Consider the following 20,438-nt stretch of genomic DNA (forward strand, 5'->3'; position numbering starts at 1 on the left):
ACCGGCGGTCTCAGGGCGCGGGCAGTTCGGTGAAGTCCGCGACCAGGCCGTGGTGATGGCCGGCCGTGCCGAGGGCCAGCGCGTCGGCCTTGGCCCGCTTGAGATAGAGGTGGGCCGGGTGCTCCCAGGTCATGCCGATGCCGCCGTGCAGCTGTACGCACTCCTCGGCCGCCCGTACCGCGACCCCGGAGCAGTGGGCCTGGGCGACGGCCACCGTGAGCGGCGCGTCCGGGGAGGCGGTGGCGAGGGCGTCGGCGGCCGCCCGGGCCGCGGCGCGCGCCGAGGCGACGTCCAGCCAGAGCCGGGCCAGTCGGTGCTTGAGGGCCTGGAAGGAGCCGAGGGGCCGGTTGAACTGGTGGCGGGTCCTCAGATGGGCCACGGTCTGCGCCAGGCACCATTCGGCGATGCCGACCTGCTCCGAGGCGAGCAGCCCCGCCCCCGACAGCAGGGCTCCGGCCACGGCCGCGCGGGCCGTCCCCGGGTCGGCGAGCCGGGTGCCGGGCGCCCGGTCCAGGACGACGTGGGCCGGCGGCCGGGTCAGGTCCAGCGGAACCAGCGGCGCGAGCGAGACGGCGGCCGCCTCGACCGCGTACAACCCGGTGTCCGCGAGGACCAGCAGCACGTCGGCGGCGGCCGCGTCCGCCACCGTCGTGGCCCGCCCGGTCAGCAGGCCGCCCCCGGTGTCGTGCACGGGCGCCGGCAGCGGCGCCCCCGGAGCCAGGGTCAGCGGCAGCGCAGGTACGCAGATCCGCCGTCCGGCGGCCAGGTCCCGCAGCAGCGGCAGCGCATCGTCCGGGTCGCAGCCGAGCAGGATCTCGGTCGCGAGCACCGCGCTGGTCAGGTACGGGGCCGGGGCCACGGCGCGGCCGAGTTCCTCCAGGACGACGGCGGCCTCGCGGTGGCCCGCGCCCTGGCCGCCGAGCTTCTCGGGGACGAGCAGCCCGGCCGTGCCGATCTCCGCGGCGAGGGTGTGCCACAGGGCGGGGTCGTGGGGCCGGCCGGTCTCGATGCGGGCGAGCAGGTCGGCGGGGGCGCAGCGGTCGGCGAGCAGGGCGCGTACGGCGGCGCGCAGGGCCTCCTCGGTGTCGGAGTAGAGCAGGTCGAGCTCGGCCGCGGGGGCCGTCGGGGGGAAGGTCGTCATCGGGAGAGGTCCTTCCAGGGGATGTCCTTGTCGTCGCGCGGCTCGGCGGGCAGCCCGAGGACGCGTTCGGCGATGATGTTCAGCAGGATCTCGCTGGTGCCGCCCTCGATGCTGTTGCCCTTGGCGCGCAGGTAGCGGTAGCCGGCGTCGCGGCCGGTGAAGTCGACGGTCTCGGGCCGGCGCATCGTCCAGTCCTCGTACACCAGGCCGTCCTCGCCGAGGAGTTCCACCTCCAAGCCGCTGATCTCCTGGTTGAGCCGGGCGAAGGTGTGCTTCATGCCGGAACCCTCGGGGCCGGGCTGCCCGGCAGCCAGCTGCTGGCGCAGCCGCTCGGCGGTGAGCCGGGCGACCTCCGCCTCGACCCACAGCTGCAGCAGGCGCTGGTGCAGGGCGGGGGTGCGCAGGCCGGGCCGTTCCCGCCAGGCGGCGGCGACAGGGGCGATCATGCCGCCCTCGCGGGGGATCCGCATGCCGCCGATGGAGACCCGCTCGTTCATCAGGGTGGTGCGGGCGACCTCCCAGCCCTGGCCGACGGCGCCGAGCCGGTGGGAGTCGGGGATGCGGACGCCGGTGAGGAACACCTCGTTGAACTCGGCCTCGCCGGTGATCTGGCGCAGCGGGCGGACCTCGACGCCGGGGGCGTGCATGTCGCACAGGAAGTAGGTGGTGCCCCGGTGCTTGGGCAGGGCCGGGTCGGTGCGGGCGATCAGGATGGCCCAGCGGGCGGTGTGGGCGCTGGAGGTCCACACCTTCTGGCCGTCCACCACCCACTCCCCCGCGGCCTCGTCGAGGACGGCCCGGGTACCGAGGGCGGCGAGGTCGGAGCCGGCGCCGGGCTCGCTGAAGAGCTGGCACCAGACCTCCTCGCCCACCCACAGCGGGCGCAGGAAGCGCTGCTTCTGCTCCTCGGTGCCGTACGCCAGGATCGTCGGGGCGGCCATGCCGAGGCCGATGCCGATGCGCCGCGGGTCGTTGTCGGGGGCTCCGGCCGCACCGAGCGCCGCGTCCACGGCGGCCTGGAGGGTACGGGGCGCACCGAGCCCGCCGAGCCCCTCGGGGTAGTGGACCCAGGCGAGGCCGGCGTCGAAGCGGGCCCGCAGGAAGGCGGTGCGGTCGGTGCTGGAGGGAGGGTGCGCGGCGAGCAGCTCCCGGACCCGCCCGGCCAGTTCCTCGGCGGTGGTCACCGGCGGGGACCTCCGTCCGTGCCCGGTACGACGACCAGCCGGCCGGTGGTGGTGCCGTCGGCGAGGCGCTGTACGGCGTCGGCGGCCCCGGCGAGCGGGACCCGTTCGCTGATCAGCGGGGTGACGGCGCCCTCAGCGGCGAGCCGGGTGAGTTCGGTGTGGCAGGCGAGGACCGCGGCCGGGTCCTTGGCGGCGTACAGCCCCCAGTGCAGTCCGAGGATGGAGTAATTCTTGACCAGCGCGTGGTTCAGGGCGGGGGCGGGGACGGTGCCGCCGGCGAAGCCGACGACGACGATGCGGCCCTCGAAGGCCACGCACTTGGCGGAGGCGGCGTAGGCGTCGCCGCCGACGGGGTCGTAGACGACGTCGGCGCCGCGGCCGCCGGTGAACTCCTTCACCCGGGCGACGACGTCCTCGGCGGTGCGGTCGACGACGAGGTCGCAGCCGAGCCGCTCGGCGGTGCGGGCCTTGGCCCCGCCGCCGACGACGCCGATGACGGTGGCTCCGGCGGCCTTGCCGAGCTGCACGGCGGCGCTGCCGACCCCGCCGGCGGCGGCGTGCACCAGCAGGGTCTCGCCCGGCTGGAGGCGTGCCCGGCGGTGCAGGCCGAACCAGCCGGTCTGGTAGCCGATGTGCAGGGCGGCGGCCTCGGCGTCGTCGAGGCTCTCCGGGGCGGGCAGCAGGGCCCGGGCGGGGGCGGTGACGTACTCGGCGAAGCCGCCGTGCGGCAGGCTGGGGTTGGCGATGACGCGGCGGCCGTCCTCGGTCTCGCCGCACACCTCGACGCCGGGGGTGAAGGGCAGCGGCGGGCGGATCTGGTACTGGCCGCGGACGAGGAGGGCGTCGGGGAAGTTGACGTTCGCGGCGAGGACCCGCAGCCGCACCTCTCCCTCGCCGGGCACGGGTTCCGGAACCTCTTCGAGGCGCATGGCCTCGCGGGGTTCGCCGGTGGTGTGAACTCGCCATGCCTGCATCCGGGGCCTCCAGCCGCCGTCGGGGAACCACGCTCCGCGCGCATACTAAGCGGTCGCTTGCCGTCTTGGGAACGGGGTGACGGGGGCTGGGGCCCGGGAGGGCGGATCAGCGCGAGAACAGTTCGAACGTCACGGCCGGGCGGCCCCCGAAGCGGGCGGCGGCCCGCTCGGCGAACCCGGTCAGGAAGTTCCGGCAGTACTCGTGCGGGTCCTGGTCGGTGAGGACCTCTATGTACGTCTTGTGTTCCATCAGCGACTGGATGGAGCGCTCCAGTCCGGCGGTGGCGTCCGCCGCGTGGGTCGGGGTCGGGGAGCCCGCGACGGCGATCCAGCGCACGCCGTTCCACGGTTCGAGACCCTGCTCGGCCAGCAGCTCGGGGAAGATCCACCGGTTGCCGGCGTCGGCGGCCGCGTCCAGCGTGGCCCGGCCGACGGCCTTGTGGTCGGGGGTGTTCCAGAACCCGCCGTACTGGGTGCCCCAGCTGTCGCGGTGGTTGAGGGTGATGAGCAGTTCGGGCTTGTGCCGCCGGATCGCGGCCGCGATGTCCCGGCGCAGGTCGAGGCCGTACTCGAGGACGCCGTCGGCGTGGTCGAGGAACTCCACGGTGGAGACCCCGACGACGGCCGCGCTGGCCCGCTGCTCGGCCTCGCGCAGCGGGGCGCACTCCTCCGGCGGGATGGTGTCGATGCCGGCCTCGCCGCGGGTGGCCAGCAGGTAGATCACCTCGCGTCCGCCGTCCGTCCAGTCGGCGATCGCCGCGGCGCCGCCGTACTCCAGGTCGTCGGGGTGGGCGACCACCGCGAGGGCGCGCTGCCAGTCGGTGGGCATGGGCTCGAGCTGCGCGGGCTGTTCCTGATGTTCGGTCATGTCTCGCACAATAGGCGAGACATGACCGTCAGGGGCTGCTGATCCGGGCCTACGCCTCGTCGCGGACGAGGGCCAGCAGCCGGTCCAGGACGCGGGTGCCGCTCGCGCGGATGCCGTCGTGCTCGTACTCGTCCGTCACCCAGGTCCGCAGGCCCCGTACGGCCCAGGCGGTGCACAGGGAGTGCGCGGTGTCGACGTACATGTCGTCGTGGTATACCGCGGCGGCCGTCGGGACCTCGTTGGCGGCGAGCCGGGCCGGGTCGTACAGGGGTTCCCAGCCGGTCCGGGCGGCCAGGAGCTCGGCGGTCTCCCGCAGCGGCGCGAGGGCGGGGTCGACGGTGAAGTGCCAGGGGTGGACGGTCTCGCCGGTGAACAGCACCGGGTCGTCGCCCGCGAGGGCCTTCCCCGCGTCGAAGCCGGCGGCGGCCCGGCCGGCGCGGACCCGCTCCGCGGCCCAGGCGGTGGGCACGGCCGGGTCCTGAGCGTAGATGGACTCGTGGAGCAACGCGTACAGGGGGTGGCCGGCGAAGGAGAGGTGGCCGCGCACCGCCTCCAGGAAGGCGTCGGAGAGGACCGGGCCGGCGGCGGACGGGACGAAGGCCTCCTCCAGCAGGTAGTGCAGTTGGTGGCTGCCGTCCCCGGCCCCGAGCAGGATCCCGAGGGACTGGAAGGCCTCGACGGTCAGCAGGTATCCGCCGGGCAGCTCGGCGGGACGCTCCGCGAGGTGGGCGGCGATCCGTCGGACGCGCTCGACGTCCATCGGGTAACGGGCGTAGTGGGCCAGGTTCTTGCGTTCGATGCGGGGGTAGGCGGCCTCGTACACCTCGTCGGCGGTCGCGTCGAGGGACGGCAGGCCCCCGGCGACGAGGGCGGCGGCCAGCCCCTCGGGGGCGGTGGACAGGTAGCGGGTGGTGCAGAAGCCGCCGAAGCTCTGGCCGAGGACGGTCCAGGGGGCGCCGCCGGTCAGGGCGGGGCGGATGGCCTCGGCGTCGCGCACGATGGAGTCGGCGCGGAACCGGGACAGGTACCGGGCCTGCTGTTCGGGGGTGCCGCGCAGGGGCAGGGTCTGCCGGTTCAGCGGGGTGGAGCGCCCGGTGCCGCGCTGGTCGAGGAGGAGCACCCGGTACTCGGTCAGGGCCCGCTCCAGCCAGGCCTGCCGGCCGGTGAAGCGGCGGGCGCCGAAGCCGGGACCGCCTTCGAGGTAGAGCAGCCAGGGCAGGGCCTCGGGGTCCTTGCCGCCGGCGCTGACCTCGCGCGCGTACAGCTCGATGTGCTCGCCGTCGGGGCGGTCGTGGTCGAGGGGCACGGAGAAGCGGTGGTCGGTCAGGACGACACCGGGCTGGCGGTAGCGGTGCTCGACGGTCACGGACGGCCCCTGGGTGTACGGCTCCCCGGCCGGATCGCGGCCCCGGGTGCGTCGGATGTGGCGGTGCGGCCGAGTGTAGTGCGGGCCGGGGGCCGCGGGCGGGGAGCCGGGGGCCGCCCCGGGCAGCACCGGGGCGGCGGTCGGGGCAGCACTGGGGCGGCGGTCGGGGCGGCCCCCCGCCGGGCGGAACGGGGCTAGAGGGCGACGACCGAGCGGAGGACCTCGCCGCGCTCCATCCGGGCGAAGGCGTCCTCGATCCCGTCGAGCGGGATGGTCTCGGAGACGAAGGCGTCGAGGTCGAGGCGACCCTGCAGGTAGAGGTCGACCAGCAGCGGGAAGTCACGCTCGGGCAGGCAGTCCCCGTACCAGGAGGACTTCAGGGCGCCGCCGCGGCCGAAGACGTCCAGCAGGGGGAGTTCGAGCTTCATCTCCGGGGTGGGGACGCCGACCAGGACCACCGTGCCCGCCAGGTCCCGGGCGTAGAAGGCCTGGCGGTAGGTCTCGGGGCGGCCGACCGCCTCGATGACGACGTCCGCGCCGTTCCCGCCGGTGAGCTCCTGGATCGCCTTGACCACGTCCTCGGTGCGGCCGTTCACGGTGTGGGTGGCGCCGAGTCCGCGGGCCCACTCCAGCTTCCGGTCGTCGAGGTCGACGGCGATGATGCGGGCCGCTCCCGCCAGCCGGGCACCGGCCACGGCCGCGTTGCCCACTCCCCCGCAGCCGATGACGGCGACGGAGTCGCCCCGCCCGACGCCGCCGGTGTTCAGGGCGGCGCCGAGGCCCGCCATGACGCCGCAGCCGAGGAGGCCGGCCGCGGCCGGCGAGGCGGCCGGGTCGACCTTGGTGCACTGGCCGGCGGCGACCAGGGTCTTCTCGGCGAACGCGCCGATGCCCAGCGCCGGGGACAGCGGGGTGCCGTCCTCCAGCGTCATGGGCTGGGTGGCGTTGTGCGTGGCGAAGCAGTACCAGGGGCGGCCGCGCTTGCAGGCCCGGCAGGTGCCGCACACCGCACGCCAGTTGAGGACGACGAAGTCGCCGGGCGCGACCGAGGTGACGTCGGGGCCGACCGCCTCCACGATGCCGGCGGCCTCGTGGCCGAGGAGGAAGGGGAACTCGTCGTTGATGCCGCCCTCGCGGTAGTGCAGGTCGGTGTGGCAGACCCCGCAGGCCTGGACCCGGACCAGCGCCTCGCCCGGGCCGGGGTCCGGCACGAGGATCGTCGTCGTCTCCACCGGTGCGCCCTTGCTCCGTGCGATGACCCCGCGTACGCGATGCGTCACGTCATACCCCGCTCTGTTCGGATCTGTCTGGATCAACGAACGTACACGGACGGGGCGGGGTGCGGGAGTTGTGTCACACCCGGCGTTTCCGCGGTGGCGAGTTCCGGCGGTACGGCCGCGCGCAGTGCCGCCCCGAAGGCGGCCACGGCCGGATGGGCGGCGGCTCCGCTGCGGAACGCCACCCGGGTGCGCCGCTCCATGAGCAGCCGGGTGAGGACCACGGCCTCGGCGCCGTGCTCCGGGATGCCGAGCTGCGGTACGACGGCGACGCCCTGGCCCGCCGCGACGAGGGCGAGCACGGTGGCGAACTCGTCCACCTGGTGGCGCACCCGCGGGGTGAACCCGGCGGCCTGGCAGGCCCGTACGGTCATGGCGTGGCAGAGGGTGCCCGGGGTGGCGGTGATCCAGGGGGAACCGGCGTGGGCCCGCAGGACGGAGCCCTGGTCGGGGGCGGGACCGGGCGCGGCGGGCTCGGCTGCGGGTACGGGGGTGACCGCGGGCGCGGCCGGGGGTACGGGCACGGGCGTGGTTACGGGTGTGGCCGTGGGTGCGGCCAGGTACATCGCCTCGCGGTAGAGGGGTTCGGCGTCGAGGCCGGGCTCCGGCGGCGCGGGGACGAAGTCGTACTCGTGGACCAGGGCCACGTCCAGGTCACCGGCGCGCAGGGCGTGCGCCACGGCCGCCGGGTCGGTCTCGGACACCATCGGTTCCAGTCCCGGATGGCGCCGGGCGAGGGCGACCAGGGCGGCCGGGACGATGGCTCTGGTGGCGGTGGGGAAGGCCCCGATGCGCAGGGCGCCGGCCAGGCCGCTGCGCGCCTCGGCGAGGTCGGCCGCGGCCTCTTCCAGCCGCTCCAGCACGGCCTCGGCGTGCCGGACCAGGTTCTGGCCGGCCGGGGTGAGGCGGACGCTGCGGCCGGTGCGTTCGAGCAGCGGCAGACCGGCTTCGCGTTCGAGGACGGCGAGTTGCTGGGACACCGCCGAAGGGCTGAAGGCGAGGGCCTCTGCCACGGCGGCGATCGTGCCGCGGCGGGCGAGTTCGCGCAGCAGGCGCAGGCGTCGTACGTCGAGCATCGGCTCAGCTTACGGTACGGGTAAGAAACGCGAACTGGATTCGACGGTCGGGGTGTTCGAGGATCGTCGGCATGGCACAGGACATCTCCCTTCACGGGATTCACGTACCGCTGATCACCCCCTTCACGCGCACCGGGGACGTCGCCGCCGAAGCGCTGGAGGCACTCGCCCACGAGGTGCTCGACGAGGGGGCCACCGGTCTCGCCGCCCTCGGGACCACCGCCGAGACCGCCGCGCTGGACGGGGCCGAGCGCGAGCTCGTCACCGACGTCTGCGCCCGGGTCTGCCGGGAGCGGGGGGCGGTGCTGACCGTGGGCGCCGGGGCGAGCGGCACCCGGGCCGCCGAGGCCGCGCTTCGCCGGCTCGCGCACCGGCCGGAGGTGCGGGCCGCGCTGGTGACCGTACCGTCGTTCGTGCGGCCCGGGGCGGAGGGGGTGGTGGCGCACTTCGCGCGGCTGGCGGAGGTCAGCCCCGTACCGCTGGTCGTCTACCACATCCCGTACCGGACCGGGCAGCCGCTGGACGCGGCGGCGCTGCGGCGGCTCGGCGAGCTGCCGGGGGTGGCCGGCGTGAAGTACGCGGCCGGCGGCATCGACCAGGACACGGTCGCGCTGCTCGGTGACCTGCCGGACTCCTTCGCCGTGCTGGCGGGCGACGACCTGTACCTGTCGCCGCTGCTGGCGCTGGGTGCGGCGGGCGGGATCCTCGCCTCGGCGCACCTGGCGACGGGGCGGTACGCGGAGCTGGCGGCGGCCTGGCGGGCCGGTGACGTGCCGCGGGCCCGGGCACTGGGCCACGCCCTGGCCGCACTGTCCGCCGCCGCGTTCCGCGAGCCCAATCCGGCGGTGATCAAGGGCGTGCTCCACGCCCGGGGCCGGATCCCGACCCCGGACGTGCGGCTGCCGCTGTTGCCGGCGAGTGCGGGGGCGGTGTCGGAGGCGCTGGAGCGACTGGACGAGTTGGAACGTCCGGATTTCAGCCGGATCGGGTAGATCGGTCGGCGCGTCCGTCGCGGACCCGGGCGCTCCACGGAATGCCCCGAACCGCGGCGGGCGCGCCGGAATGCGCCCGTCATGGGCGGTTGGAAAAGAACGGCCCGGATGCCCGAATCGGGTACACAGAGGGGCCACTTGTCCGTTTTGCGCTTCGCGCCCGAAACCCGTGATATGGGTCACGCGTACGGCTGCAACATCATTTATCCGGAAGGCGCTTTTCCCTTTTATGCAAAGGAATTCCGGCATTTCCCGAAGCATCCACCAAGGTCATTTCCCGGGCTCGCGCGGGCCATTCGATCACCGGGGTGATTTCGTGTCTTGTTCCGTTCCCGCGGACTCGCTTACGGTCACGTCGTTCCCGGCGGGCAGCTGCCGAACCCGGCCGCCGCCAGGGCTCCCCCCGCATCCGCACGTGAGGAATTCCGCCATGCCCGGACACGGCAAGCACCGCCGCCCCAAGCAGCGTCCGATCACCCGCAAGCTGGCCTTCGCGGGCACCGGCGGCGCGGCCCTGGCCCTCCCGCTGATCGGCGCGACCACGGCCGGTGCGGCCGTCGCCCAGCCGGCCGTCTCCCCGGCCCTCGCCGCGGCGGCCCTGCCCGCGGCGGCTCCTGCCGCGGCGCCCGCCAAGGCTTCCGCAGCCGCACCCACGACCTACTCCGTGGCCGCGGGCGACACCCTCTCGAAGATCGCCGCCCAGCACGCGGTGAGCGGCGGCTGGCCCGCCCTGTACGAGGCCAACCGCAGCGTCATCGGCAGCAACCCGTCGGTCATCCGCCCCGGCCTCAAGCTGAGCCTGGGCACCGCGGCGAAGGCGGCCGTGGCCAAGGCGAAGGCCGCGGTCAAGACGAAGGCCGTCTCCTACCCGAACAACCTCGACGGGTGGATCCGGGAGTCCCTGGCCATCATGGCCAAGCACGGAATCCCCGGCACCTACAACGGAATCCACCGCAATGTGATGCGCGAGTCCTCGGGCAACCCGCTGGCCATCAACAACTGGGATTCCAACGCCGCGGCCGGCATTCCCTCCAAGGGCCTGCTCCAGGTCATCGACCCCACCTTCCGGGCCTACCACGTGCCCGGCACCTCGACGGACTCGTACGACCCGGTCGCGAACATCACGGCCGCCTGCAACTACGCGGCCGCCCGCTACGGCTCCATCGACAACGTCAACGGCGCCTACTGACCGGACCGGTCCGGGCGGCCGCCGCCCGGGACGCGCGGGCGCGGACCAGGGTGCGCAGGGGGGCCACCAGGCCGTAGCCGACGTCGCGGCGCAGGGCGGCCGCGCCGGCCCGCTCCACCGCCGCCAGCTGGTGTCCCATCAGCTCGGTCATCGTGGCGACCACCGGGCGCAGCCCCGGCTCCACCAGGCCGAGGATGCCGTCGGTCGCGTCGAGGGCGGCCCGGGCACGCCGTGTCGCCGCGTCGAGGAGGGCGCGGACGGCCGGGGTGTCCCGGGCCCCTTCCAGGTCGGCCCGGGTCACGGAGTGCTCGGCGAGGAGGGCGCGCGGCAGGCAGAGCCGGCCGTCGGCGAGGTCCCCGGCGAGGTCGGCGAGGAAGTCGACGCGCTGGGCGGCGTCCACGAACCGTCGCCAGGCGGCCGCCTGTTCCTCGCCGGGCCCGCCCTCGTACTGCAACCCGGTGAAGGCCATCAGCCCCGGCCAGGCGTAGGCGTCGAGGTAGGCCTGGAAGTCCTCCTCGGTGTCGAAGCCGTCGAATCCGGCCTCGGCGGTGGCCGCGCCGTCCAGGAACCGGGTGATCCAGTGCGCGGGCAGCCCGCGCGTGGCCGTCGCGTGCGCGTAGGCGCGCAGCAGGGGGTCAGGGCTGCCGCCGGTCCGCAGGGCCGTGTCGACGCCCTCGGCCAGTGCGGCCAGGCCGTCGCGGCGCTGCTGGGGGGTGCCGGTCTCGGCCACGTCGTCGACCAGGTTCATGAAGCCGACACCGGCCGTCATCCACGGCACCAGCTCGGGCGCGGCGAGCAGGCGCAGCGTCAGGTACGGGGCCGGTTCCCGGCGCAGGACCCGGCGGGCGACGTGGGTGAAGTCGTCGCGCAGCCGGGCGTCGCGTATGCCGGCCGCCGTGAGGGTCGTGCGCCAGGTGGGCATGGTCGTGCTCCTCGAACCGTGTCGGACCGTACGCACGCACGTGCGGCGTGCGTACGGGTACACGATCTCAAAGGCGGTAGACCTTCTTCACCTTGCCCTGGGTGTCGGCGTGGATGTAGCCGCCCTGCCCGTACTCGTCGCTGAGGTAGGGCCGCATGGAGGGGCTGGCGTCGAAGAGCCAGGGCTCGACGATGACGTAGCGCGAGGTCGGGTTGGCGACGCCCAGCTCCTGCTTCGCCGTGTCGAGCAGACCGGGCAGTGCGTCCCAGTTGACCCCGCTCATGTCGATCGGGGGCTCGTCCGGCTTGACGGTGCCGCCGGGGCCGCTGCGCTTGGCCTCGCCGTCGCGGTAGTCCCAGCGGTCGTAGGTCTTGGCACCGGGGGCGGTGGGGATCGACGCGATGACGTACTCCTCGTAGACCGTCATCTCCACGAAGGTGGTCGTGCCCGTCTTCTGCTTGAGCGCCTCGATCGCGGTGCGGACGTTGGCCGGGGTGAGCAGGCTCCCCTTCGGCGCGGCGGGGCCGCCCTTGGCGCTGGGCGCGGCCGACTTGGCGCCGCCGGTCGCCGCCGGCGTGGCGGGCGAGGAGGCGCTGGGGCCGCCGGAACCGCTGCCGCCCTTGCCGGCGTTCTCGTCCTTGCCGTCGGGGAGCCCGTTGACGAGGGCGATCGCGCCGCCGGCCAGGGCGACCGCGAGGAGGCCGCCGATCAGCGCCGGGCGGCGCCGCGGGGCGTGCGGGGGCACCGGGACGGGCGCGGTGCCCGCGTACGGGTTCCCGCCGCCGGGGGTGAACGGCGGGGCCGCGTACGGCCCCGCGGGGGCGGTCCCGCTGCCGGTCCCGCCGGGCATCCCGCCGGGCGTCGGGGCCGTGGTGGGCTGCGGGGCGGAGAGCTGGGTGCTCGGCGGGCCGTACTGGCCGACGCCCCCCGCGGGCGTCTGCGGGGAGGACGGGGCCCCGAGAGCGGCGCTCGCGTCCCGGAGCAGTTGTTCCAGCCGGGCCGCGTCGGGCCGGACGGCCAGGTCCCGTACGAGCAACTGCTCCAGTACGGGGCCCAACGGGCCGGACCGCACCGGGGCCGGGACCGGGTCCTCCAGCACGGCGACGACGGTGGCCAGGCTGGTGGCGCGGCGCATCGGGTGCGTGCCCTCCGCCGCCACGTACAGCAGCATGCCGAGCGACCACAGGTCGGAGGCCGGGAGCCCCTCCTCGCCGCGTGCCCGCTCGGGCGCGATGTACTCCGGCGAGCCGATGAGCACACCAGTGGAGGTGAGGGCGGTCGAGCCGTGCAGGGCCGCGATGCCGAAGTCGGTGAGCACGGCCGCGCCGTCGGCCCGCAGCAGCACGTTGGCCGGCTTCACGTCGCGGTGCAGCACCCCCTCGGCGTGCGCGGCCCGCAGGGCGGACAGTACGTCGAGGCCGATCCGGATCACGTCGGCGACCGGTATCGGCCCCGACTCCAGCCGGTCGTGCAGGGAGCCGCCCTTGACCAGCTCCATCACGATCCAGGGGTGTCCGTCCGTGCCGGCCGGGGGCTCGACGATGTGGTGGATGGTCACCACGTTCGGGTGCGCGAGGCGGGCCAGGGCCCGGGCCTCGCGCACCGCACGCTCCCGCAACTGGACCGTGAGGCCGGGCGTGGCCTCGGCCGTCGCCGGGTCCGGCGGGCGCACCTCCTTCAGGGCGACATCGCGGTGCAGGGCGATGTCGCGGGCGCGCCACACCGTGCCCATGCCACCGGCGCCGAGCGGCGCCACCAGTTCGAATCGGCCATCGACCAGCTGTCTGCCGGCCTCACTTCTGTCCATGGCGGGACATCGTAGGCGGCCCCGCCGTCAACAGCGTCGCCGGTCCTCCGTCAGCGCGCCCTGCGCGGTGGCGACCGTGCGGTCGTAACATCCGCCCGGCGCTCCGGCCCCGTACAGCCGGTAGCGCTCGGTGCTGCTGCCGACCGCGTGCCGTTGCTCGCGCGGCACGTTCGCGGTGTAGCTCGCATCGCCCGTGTACGTGTCGTCGAGGCGGGTGCGGTCCACGGTCCGGCCGCCGCGCAGGGTCGTGGTCTCGGCCCGGTCGCCGAGGGTGATGACGGTGCGCAGCCGGTCCCCGGCGCCGAGGGTGGTCTCGCCGTCCATCGTGTACGTGCGTGCGGTGCGGGTGGTGGCGGGCCCCCGGGTGACGCTCTCCTCGTCGGTCCAGGTGCCCGTCAGGGCGTCCTGTCCCTCGCCGTCCGTCCAGCGGTGCGCGGAGGTGTTGCGGACGGTGCGGGTGACGGTGGTGGTGACCCGGCCGTGGGAGGTGTCGAGCCGCCCGGAGACGGTCAGGCGGTGCCCGCCCTCGGTGTCGAGGCGGTGCGGGGTGCCGGCCGTACCGGGGGTCCAGCGGCTGGAGTTGGCCGGTTCGCCCTCCTCGTGCCGGGTCAGGGAGCCGGTGACGACGGCCCGGCCCTCGTCCTGCCACAGCAGCAGGTTCGCCGGGGTGCTCCAGCCGGTCTGCCCGGCCGGGACGCCGGCGACGGACACCTCGATGCGGTGCTCGCGGCCGTCGTTGAGGAGCGCGGCGAACGGCGTCAGGTCGTAGACGACCGGCCGCACGTCGAAGGCGCGCGGCGCGGGGAGCACGTACCACAGGAAGGGGTTGGACCAGCCGCCGGTCCACACGTTCGGGAAGGGCGCGGCGATGCCGGCGAGCCGGCCGTCGACGGAGATGCGGACCTCGCGGGAAGGACCCTCGGGGGCCTTGCAGGAGTACGGGGCGGCGTCCGGGGTGGTCATGTACCAGTACTCCTCGCAGCCGCCGCCGGAGCCGGTGGCGTACACCTCGGCGAGGATCCGCTCGGTGTTGCGCGGGGTGGTGACGGCGGGGCTCGTCAGCGGGAGGACCCGGTCGGGGGTGTCGGGGGCCGCGGCGTGCCGGTCGGCGGCGTAGAAGGTGAGGGTGGCCTTGACGTCGATGACGCCGGTGTAGGTGTCGTTGACGACGTTGCCGATCAGCATCTCGACGGGCTGGGGCCGGCTGAGGGTGTCGCGGTAGTGGGTGACGTCCTTCTCGACGGACCAGCTGATGCCGTCGGGCGAGGGCTCGGGGGTCGAGGTGCGCAGGATCTCGACGCCGCCGACGGAGAGGTGGCCGAGGCGGTCGTACTGGCGGCCCTTCACCTTGCCGTCGAGGCGGAGGACGACCCTGGCCCAGGGTCCGGTGCCGCAGCCGGCGGGCGGGGCGTAGGTGCCGGTGTAGGGGGTGAAGTCGCGGAACTGTGCCTCGGCGAGGGTCGTTTCGCAGGACCGGGTGGTGGGGCGTCCGATCGGCGGGGCCGCGGTGAGCGGGTCGTGCCAGTCGGTGCCGAACTCGGCGGGCGGCTCGTCCGCGGTGGCGGCGGGCCGCTCGTCGGCGGTGGCGGCCTGCGGGGCGGGCGGGGGTCCTGCGGCGTGGGCGGGGCCCGCGGCGGCCAGGGTGGCCGCGGCGAGCGCGAGCGCGCCGAGCAGGCCGGTGATCCGGTGTCGTGTCATGGCCCCGCAGTGAAGCCCGCCCGCGCCGTCCGCCGCCAGGCCCGCCGCCCGGGCCGTGGCCGGATCGCGCCGCCCCCGTCGCAGGGCGGACCGGCGTGTCCGGCGTCGCCGGGGCGGGGGCGGCCCGGGGTGCTACGCGGGGTGCTCGCGGCCGATCGCGTGCAGGACGTCCGCGAGCCACACCAGGTGGTGGCCGAGGGCGCGGTCCGGGGCGGCGAGCAGGTTCTGCAGGTGCTGCAAGGACTCCGACAGCTGCCCGATCGTCAGCTCGTCCGGCTCCTCGGTGAAGTCGAAGAGGCGGTCGGGCGGGACCGCCCAGAAGTGGTCGTGCTGCACGGGCACGGCGCCGTCGGCTGCGGCGGTCCGTTCGATGTGGCGCAGCAGTACGTCGAAGGACGCGCGAAGGTCGGCGAGGGGGACGTGCAGGGGCTGTCCGGTCATGGACGCCATCATGCGCCGTCAGCGGCGGTCCGGCGTGGCGGCGGCCCGGCCGTGGCGGCGGTCGGGCCGCCCGGTCAGTCGCGGGAGTTGCCGAAGAGAATCCGGTAGCCGATGAGCAGCACGAGCGAGCCGGCGATCGCGGAGCCCCAGGTGGCGGGGTCGTAGAACTCGTTGGCGATCGGCTTGTCGAGGAACTTCGCGGAGAGCCAGCCGCCGATGAAGGCGCCGACGATGCCGATGAGCGTGGTGCCGATCAGGCCCCCGGGGTCGCGGCCCGGCAGCAGGAGCTTGGCGATGGCGCCGGCGAGCAGCCCCAGGACGATCCAGCTGACGATCCCCATGCCGTGTTCACTCCGCTCTGCGTGTGTGGTCGCTCTCGGGGAGGAGGACGCACGGAGTGCAGAAACGGTTCTCAGCCCCGCCGGGTCCGCACCCGGGCGGCCGCCGCGACGACCACCGCGGCGGCCGCGGCCGCCGCGAGGCCCCCGGCGGTGCGGCGGCAGCGCACGGCCGTGCCGTGCGAGCCGGCGGCGAGCAGCGACCGGTTCGCGTCGTAGGACAGCACCGACCGGTGGGACAGGGCGCTGAACAGGGAGCCGGAGCTCAGCCAGGAGCCCGTGGAGCCGACGGACAGCGCGGAGCCGATCGAGCCGACCGACAGGACGCTGCCGACGGAGCCGACGGAGAGCACCGAGCCCACCGAACCGATCGACAACACCGAGTCCTTGGACCAGAGGGAGAGGAACGATCCGTCAGCAGCCGCGCCCGCACCCGCACCCGTGCCCGTGCCCGTCCTGTGCGTCATGCGGTCATGCTGCCACACGGCCGGCCGCCCGTGGGCTCCCGGCGGGCTCCGCAGGCCCGCCGCCGGGGGCCGTTCGGGTCAGCAGCAGCACCCCGCGGGCCGCCGCCAGCGCGCCCGCGACCGCGAGCAGCAGGCCGACGGGGCCGCCCTGGAGGCGTTCGCCGAGCAGGATCATGCCGATGGCGGCCGCGGCGAGCGGATTGGCCAGGTTGACCACGGCGAGGGGCGCGCCGAGGCCGCCCCGGTAGGCCCGCTGGGACAGGAGCATCCCGCCGACCGCGAAGACGGCGACGAGTCCCGCCACGGCGAGGACGCGCCCGCTGAGGAGGGAGCCGCCGCGGCCGCCGGCCACGGCCACCGTCTGCGTCAGCGCGGAGGCGACGGCGGAGGCGAGCCCGGAGGCGGTCGCGTGCCGCAGCCCCGAGCGCACGTCCCGGCGTACGGTCAGCAGGCCGATGGCGGCGACGGTGGCACCCGACACGGCGAGCGCCTCGGCCAGCGTGAGGGTGTCGTCCGGGGCCGGCCCGGAGGCCGGGAGCAGCAGCAGGCCGAGCCCGAGGACGGTGGCCACGGTGCCGCGCCACTCGGTGGCGGCAACCCGGCGGCCGGCTCCGCGGGCGCCCATGGGGACGGCGGCCACGAGGGTGAGCGCCCCGAGCGGCTGGACGAGGGTGAGCGGCCCGTAGCGCAGGGCGGCGGCGTGCAGCAGTGCGGCGGCGGTGTTCAGGCCGGCCGACCACCACCAGGCGCCGTTGCCGAGCAGGGCGCGGGCGCTGCGGGCGACGGCGGCGCGGGCCAGCCGCTCCTGTGCGACGGCGGCGGCCGCGTAGGCCGCGGCGGAGGCGAGGCAGAGGGCGACGGCGAGGGCGGTGGCGTTCATCGGCCGGCTCCGGCGGGCTCTGCGGCGCCTGCGGCGCGCCGGGCCCGCGGCAGGTGCGGTACGGCGGTGTGCGGGTGGGCCGGTGCCTCCCGGGACGGGGGCGAGGGGTGCTGCGGGCGCGGTACGACCAGCAGCGCGGCGCCGAGCAGCACGCCCGCGACGATCGCGTCGAGCCAGTAGTGGTTGGCCGTGCCGACGATGACGAGCAGGGTCAGCAGTGGGTGCAGCAGCCACAGCAGGCGCCACGGCGAGCGTGTCCGGCCGGCGGTGATCATGCCGAGGGCCAGCATCAGCGCCCACCCGAAGTGCAGCGAGGGCATGGCGGCGAACTGGTTGGCGAGGGTGTCGGCGGCGGGCGAGGCCCGGTAGACGGAGGGCCCGTACGCCTGCGCGGTGTCCACGAGGTGGGCGGCGGCGAGCATCCGCGGCGGGGCCAGCGGGAAGGCCAGGTGCAGGGCGAGGGCGGCGCCGGTCAGCACGGTGAGGACGCGCCGGGCCCAGCGGTAGTGGCCGGGTCTGCGCAGGTACAGCCAGCCGAGGAAGAGCACCGTGGCCGGGAAGTGGACGGCCGCGTAGTAGGTGTTCGCGGCGTGGACCAGGGCCTCCCCGGTGCCGGCGCCGGGGCTCCCGGTGCCGTGGAGGAGCAGCCGCTGAATCGTTCCTTCACCCGGGAGGTGCAAGGCCCGCTCCGCGTCCCAGACCCGGGCGGCGTTGCGGAGGGCCTCGCCCGCGCGGTCGGTCGCGAGCAGGCGGCCCGCCTTGTAGACGGCGAAGAGGCCGGCGACGAGCAGGAGCTCGCGCAGGAGGCGGCGGCCGGCGGTTCCCGGGCCGGCGCCCACCGGCTCCGCGGGTGTGGTGTGGGAGGTCATCCCCCGGTCTCGCTTCCTGTCCTCGGGTGCCGCCCGAGCGCGGCTGGGTCCGCCACCGGAGGCCGGCTGGTCGGGACCGGCCTTCGATGTCGAGACGCCAGTGTATCGATACATTCGCGTATCGATACGGTGGTGTACCGATACGCGAGCGTTCCTCTACACTTCGGGGAGGGACACCATCCGCCGCGGAGCCCCCGAGGAGAGCCGCACCCCATGACGTCGACGCAGCAGCCCACCGGGCGCCGCTCCAAGATCACCCCCGAGCGGGTGCAGGAGTTCTACGACGCCGTCCTGGACGAGCTGCGCGAGCACGGCTACGAGGCCCTGACCATGGAAGGCGTCGCCGCCCGGGCCTGCTGCGGCAAGTCGACGCTCTACCGGCAGTGGAAGACCAAGCCCCAACTGGTCGCGGCGGCCCTGCGCGCGCACCGGCAGGGCACGGTGGCCGAGGTCGACACCGGCTCGCTCGCCGGCGACCTGCGCGAGGCGGCCCGGATCGCCGCCGGCACGTCGGGGCGCGACACCCGGCTCACCCAGGCCCTCGGGCACGCGGTGCTCAGCGACGAGAAGCTGCAGACGGCCCTGCGCGAGGCGCTGGTCGAGCCGGAGCTGGTCGCGTTCGCGGCGATGGTGGCGCGGGCCGTGGAGCGCGGGGAGATCGTCCCGGACCATCCGGCCGTGGAGTTCCTGCCGGCACAGCTCATGGGCGTGCTGCGGATCCGGCCGGTGCTGGAGGGGCGGTACGCGGACGCCGACTACCTGGTGCGGTTCGTCGACGCGGCCCTGCTGCCCGCCCTCGGCCTGACCGCCGACGCGCCGCCCGGCGCCGCCGGCCCGCGGCAGGCGCCCGTACCGGGCCCGGCTGCGGCCCCCTGAACCGGTGGGCCCCCGTCACCGATGACCTGACGGAGGGCCCGCCCCGCGCTGCCTCGTGGGGACGGCGGCAGCGCGCCGGCCGGACCGGGCGGCGGCCACCCGCGCGAGGGGTGGCGGCCGCCCGGTCCGCACGGCCGGCACCCTTCACCCCTGCCCGGTCATGGGCCGCTGCGCTGTCGCCGCTGCCCGATCAGGGCCGTTCGGCGCCCATGGCCCGGACGAACTCCTCCGCATCGGCGTCGAAGCCGTGCACGGCGGTGTCCAGCAGCCAGCCGCTCGCGCCGTCGCGGGTGAACCGCGCGACCGTGGCCGCGGTGGCGTGCGGGACGGAGCCGAAGTCGGTCACCGCGAGGTCGGTGTGGCCCTCCCGGATCCGGACGCCCGTCCCCCCTATGGCGGCGAACGTCTTGCGGTGGCCGCCGCGCGGCCCGGCGTCCTGGATCAGCACGCCCACCACGACCCGCACCGACTCCGGCCGCATCCGGTCCAGTTCGAGCACCATCACCTCGTCGTAGCCGAAGCCCTGGCCGGTGCGGCTGTCGCGGTTGAGGCTGATCGTGCCGTCCGGCGAACGGCTGCCGAAGTGCACGACCTGGACGGGCTGCCCGTACGGGTCGGCGGCGCCGTAGACCGCCGCCACGATGTCCAGGTCGTGCGGGGGCGTGCCCGAGGGGCTCGGGTCCCACCGCAGCGCGACCTCGACCTTCGCCAGGCTCTTGCGTGCTCCGCTCACGGGACCGCTCACCGAACTCCCCCTCCGCTTCTCGGGCGTTGCCCGGTCATGCTGTCATGCGGGGGCGGCTCCGGCGCGGGCGACCGCACGTTCCCGGCCAGGCGGGCTCCGGGGTGCGCGGCCCCGAACCGGTGGCCCTCCCCTACGTCCCGGGGACGACCCGTACGGTCTCCACCCAGTCCGGGGGCTGCGGGGCCCCTTCCCCGATCAGAGCGGCGATCAGCCGGCAGGCCGAGGGCTCGTCGGGCCATGGCGTGAAACCGTCGGTCAGCACGACGACGATGTTCGGCCGGTCCGGCACCGCCAGCGCGGCTCCGATCCCGACCCGCATGTCGGTGCCGCCGCCGCCGGCCAGCGCCACCTGGTCGACACTGGTGACCCGGGCGACGGCCTGCACGTCCGCGTCGCAGGACAGCACCGCGACCCGGTTGCCGTGCACCCCCACCTCCCGCAGCACGCCCGTCACCTCGGCGAGCGCGGCGGCCAGGTCGTCCTCCCCCATCGACCCCGAGGTGTCGATGACGATCGCGACCCGCGGCAACGGCCGGCGCAGGCTCGGCAGCACCACCCGGCCGCCGAGGGCGGGCGTGCGGCGCGAGGGCCGCCGGTAGGTGTAGTCGACGGCCCCGGCCGCCCATGCGGCGGCCTCCCGTACCGCCCCGGTCAGCGCGCGCCGCCAGTCGACGGTGGGCTCCAACACCTGTGTCGCCCAGCGCTCCCAGCCGGCCGGGAGCGTGCCCCGGCTGCGCTGGTGGGCGCGCATGGCCTGGGCGGTCTGACGGCGCAGCGCCTCCGCCTCGACCGGGCTGATCCGGGCGGCGCCGGCGGCCTCGCCGAGCTCCCAGGGGCCCGGCACGCCGTGGGCTCCCGAGCCGCAGTCGACGCGGTGCCGCGGGGTGTGGGGGATCGACGGCAGGTAGGCCTCGAACATGCCGCCGGTCGGCAGGCCGAACAGCCGGGGCTCCATCCGCCCTTCGGGCAGCGCCAGCCCGTCGGCGAGGAGGTCGTCGTTGATCTCGCAGTCCTCGGCGATGTTGATCCGCACCTGGTCGCCCTGGTCGGCGGCCGGGAGCCGCTCGGCCCGGCCGTGGTGGTCGCGCAGCAGGTGGGCGACCTCGTGGATCCACACGCCGGCCAGTTCCGCCACGGGGGTCGCGTCCACGAAGGCCGGCGAGACGTAGCAGCGCCAGTGCCGGTCCACGCCCATGGTCGGGACGGCCGCCGAGGGCACCACCGTCAGCGCGTACAGGGCCGAGGCCAGGTAGGGCCGGTGCTCCGCCGCCCGGTAGCGGGCGGCGAGCAGCTTGGCCTGGTCCAGGCGGGGGTGCGCCGGATCCACG

At 75.3% G+C, this 20,438-nt stretch carries 20 protein-coding genes; 3 read left to right on the forward strand and 17 right to left on the reverse strand.

Going from position 1 to position 20,438, the window contains the following annotated elements; all coding sequences use genetic code 11:
- Positions 1 to 10 precede the first annotated feature (10 nt).
- From ACZ4VL_RS09010 to ACZ4VL_RS09040, 7 genes are all read right to left on the reverse strand, one after another.
- Positions 11 to 1,141, reverse strand: a complete 1,131-nt coding sequence (locus tag ACZ4VL_RS09010; RefSeq protein WP_468197531.1) for an acyl-CoA dehydrogenase family protein — start codon at positions 1,139 to 1,141, stop codon at positions 11 to 13.
- Positions 1,138 to 2,325 carry an acyl-CoA dehydrogenase family protein gene (locus ACZ4VL_RS09015; RefSeq protein ID WP_468197533.1) on the reverse strand — a complete coding sequence of 396 codons (1,188 nt, stop codon included), beginning with the start codon at positions 2,323 to 2,325 and terminating at the stop codon, positions 1,138 to 1,140. Before ACZ4VL_RS09015 ends, ACZ4VL_RS09010 begins: the two co-directional genes overlap by 4 nt.
- Positions 2,322 to 3,299 (reverse strand): NADPH:quinone oxidoreductase family protein, encoded by a 978-nt coding sequence (locus ACZ4VL_RS09020; protein WP_468197535.1) that lies wholly within the window; start codon positions 3,297 to 3,299, stop codon positions 2,322 to 2,324. Before ACZ4VL_RS09020 ends, ACZ4VL_RS09015 begins: the two co-directional genes overlap by 4 nt.
- A 106-nt stretch (positions 3,300 to 3,405) precedes the next feature.
- Positions 3,406 to 4,167: a PIG-L deacetylase family protein gene (locus ACZ4VL_RS09025; protein WP_468197537.1), complete on the reverse strand. Its 762-nt coding sequence runs from the start codon at positions 4,165 to 4,167 to the stop codon at positions 3,406 to 3,408.
- Between the two features lie 49 nt (positions 4,168 to 4,216).
- Positions 4,217 to 5,533 carry an alpha/beta fold hydrolase gene (locus ACZ4VL_RS09030; RefSeq protein WP_468197540.1) on the reverse strand — a complete coding sequence of 439 codons (1,317 nt, stop codon included), beginning with the start codon at positions 5,531 to 5,533 and terminating at the stop codon, positions 4,217 to 4,219.
- 194 nt (positions 5,534 to 5,727) lie between these two features.
- A complete protein-coding gene (locus ACZ4VL_RS09035; protein WP_468197542.1) occupies positions 5,728 to 6,813 on the reverse strand; it encodes an S-(hydroxymethyl)mycothiol dehydrogenase in 1,086 nt (361 codons plus the stop codon).
- 32 nt (positions 6,814 to 6,845) lie between these two features.
- On the reverse strand, positions 6,846 to 7,886 hold the full coding sequence (locus ACZ4VL_RS09040; RefSeq protein WP_468197545.1) for a LysR substrate-binding domain-containing protein: 1,041 nt from the start codon (positions 7,884 to 7,886) through the stop codon (positions 6,846 to 6,848).
- Positions 7,887 to 7,957: 71 nt separating this feature from the next.
- Between ACZ4VL_RS09040 and ACZ4VL_RS09045 the strand changes: the two genes are divergently transcribed.
- Positions 7,958 to 8,878 carry a dihydrodipicolinate synthase family protein gene (locus ACZ4VL_RS09045; RefSeq protein WP_468197548.1) on the forward strand — a complete coding sequence of 307 codons (921 nt, stop codon included), beginning with the start codon at positions 7,958 to 7,960 and terminating at the stop codon, positions 8,876 to 8,878.
- 430 nt (positions 8,879 to 9,308) lie between these two features.
- Positions 9,309 to 10,067 (forward strand): transglycosylase SLT domain-containing protein, encoded by a 759-nt coding sequence (locus tag ACZ4VL_RS09050; RefSeq protein WP_468197550.1) that lies wholly within the window; start codon positions 9,309 to 9,311, stop codon positions 10,065 to 10,067.
- Here the strand turns inward: ACZ4VL_RS09050 and ACZ4VL_RS09055 are convergent.
- From ACZ4VL_RS09055 to ACZ4VL_RS09090, 8 genes are all read right to left on the reverse strand, one after another.
- The gene (locus ACZ4VL_RS09055) at positions 10,051 to 10,989 is read right to left on the reverse strand and encodes a squalene/phytoene synthase family protein (protein WP_468197552.1); all 939 of its coding nucleotides are present in this window, start codon (positions 10,987 to 10,989) and stop codon (positions 10,051 to 10,053) included. The genes ACZ4VL_RS09050 and ACZ4VL_RS09055 overlap by 17 nt on opposite strands.
- 67 nt (positions 10,990 to 11,056) lie before the next feature.
- Positions 11,057 to 12,796: a serine/threonine-protein kinase gene (locus tag ACZ4VL_RS09060; RefSeq protein ID WP_468197554.1), complete on the reverse strand. Its 1,740-nt coding sequence runs from the start codon at positions 12,794 to 12,796 to the stop codon at positions 11,057 to 11,059.
- Positions 12,797 to 12,823: 27 nt separating this feature from the next.
- On the reverse strand, positions 12,824 to 14,494 hold the full coding sequence (locus ACZ4VL_RS09065) for a peptide-N4-asparagine amidase (protein WP_468197557.1): 1,671 nt from the start codon (positions 14,492 to 14,494) through the stop codon (positions 12,824 to 12,826).
- A 132-nt stretch (positions 14,495 to 14,626) separates the two neighbouring features.
- Positions 14,627 to 14,935, reverse strand: coding sequence for a hypothetical protein (locus ACZ4VL_RS09070; RefSeq protein WP_468197559.1), 309 nt, complete (start codon positions 14,933 to 14,935; stop codon positions 14,627 to 14,629).
- A 74-nt stretch (positions 14,936 to 15,009) separates the two neighbouring features.
- Positions 15,010 to 15,276 carry a GlsB/YeaQ/YmgE family stress response membrane protein gene (locus tag ACZ4VL_RS09075; RefSeq protein WP_385804441.1) on the reverse strand — a complete coding sequence of 89 codons (267 nt, stop codon included), beginning with the start codon at positions 15,274 to 15,276 and terminating at the stop codon, positions 15,010 to 15,012.
- A 71-nt stretch (positions 15,277 to 15,347) separates the two neighbouring features.
- Complete coding sequence (locus tag ACZ4VL_RS09080; protein ID WP_468197563.1) at positions 15,348 to 15,740, reverse strand: hypothetical protein; 393 nt, start codon at positions 15,738 to 15,740, stop codon at positions 15,348 to 15,350.
- A 4-nt stretch (positions 15,741 to 15,744) separates the two neighbouring features.
- Complete coding sequence (locus ACZ4VL_RS09085) at positions 15,745 to 16,620, reverse strand: hypothetical protein (protein WP_468197565.1); 876 nt, start codon at positions 16,618 to 16,620, stop codon at positions 15,745 to 15,747.
- Positions 16,617 to 17,489 (reverse strand): phosphatase PAP2 family protein, encoded by an 873-nt coding sequence (locus ACZ4VL_RS09090; protein ID WP_468197568.1) that lies wholly within the window; start codon positions 17,487 to 17,489, stop codon positions 16,617 to 16,619. The genes ACZ4VL_RS09085 and ACZ4VL_RS09090 overlap by 4 nt, the downstream gene beginning before the upstream one ends.
- Positions 17,490 to 17,702: 213 nt before the next feature.
- Between ACZ4VL_RS09090 and ACZ4VL_RS09095 the strand changes: the two genes are divergently transcribed.
- Positions 17,703 to 18,365, forward strand: a complete 663-nt coding sequence (locus ACZ4VL_RS09095; RefSeq protein WP_468197571.1) for a TetR/AcrR family transcriptional regulator — start codon at positions 17,703 to 17,705, stop codon at positions 18,363 to 18,365.
- 190 nt (positions 18,366 to 18,555) lie between these two features.
- Here ACZ4VL_RS09095 and ACZ4VL_RS09100 read toward each other — a convergent pair whose 3' ends face one another.
- Positions 18,556 to 19,098 (reverse strand): TerD family protein, encoded by a 543-nt coding sequence (locus tag ACZ4VL_RS09100; protein WP_468197573.1) that lies wholly within the window; start codon positions 19,096 to 19,098, stop codon positions 18,556 to 18,558.
- Positions 19,099 to 19,240: 142 nt separating this feature from the next.
- Positions 19,241 to 20,437: a vWA domain-containing protein gene (locus tag ACZ4VL_RS09105; protein WP_468197576.1), complete on the reverse strand. Its 1,197-nt coding sequence runs from the start codon at positions 20,435 to 20,437 to the stop codon at positions 19,241 to 19,243.
- Between the last annotated feature and the right edge of the window lies 1 nt (position 20,438).

Source organism: Streptomyces sp. NPDC029014 (genome assembly GCF_055564695.1).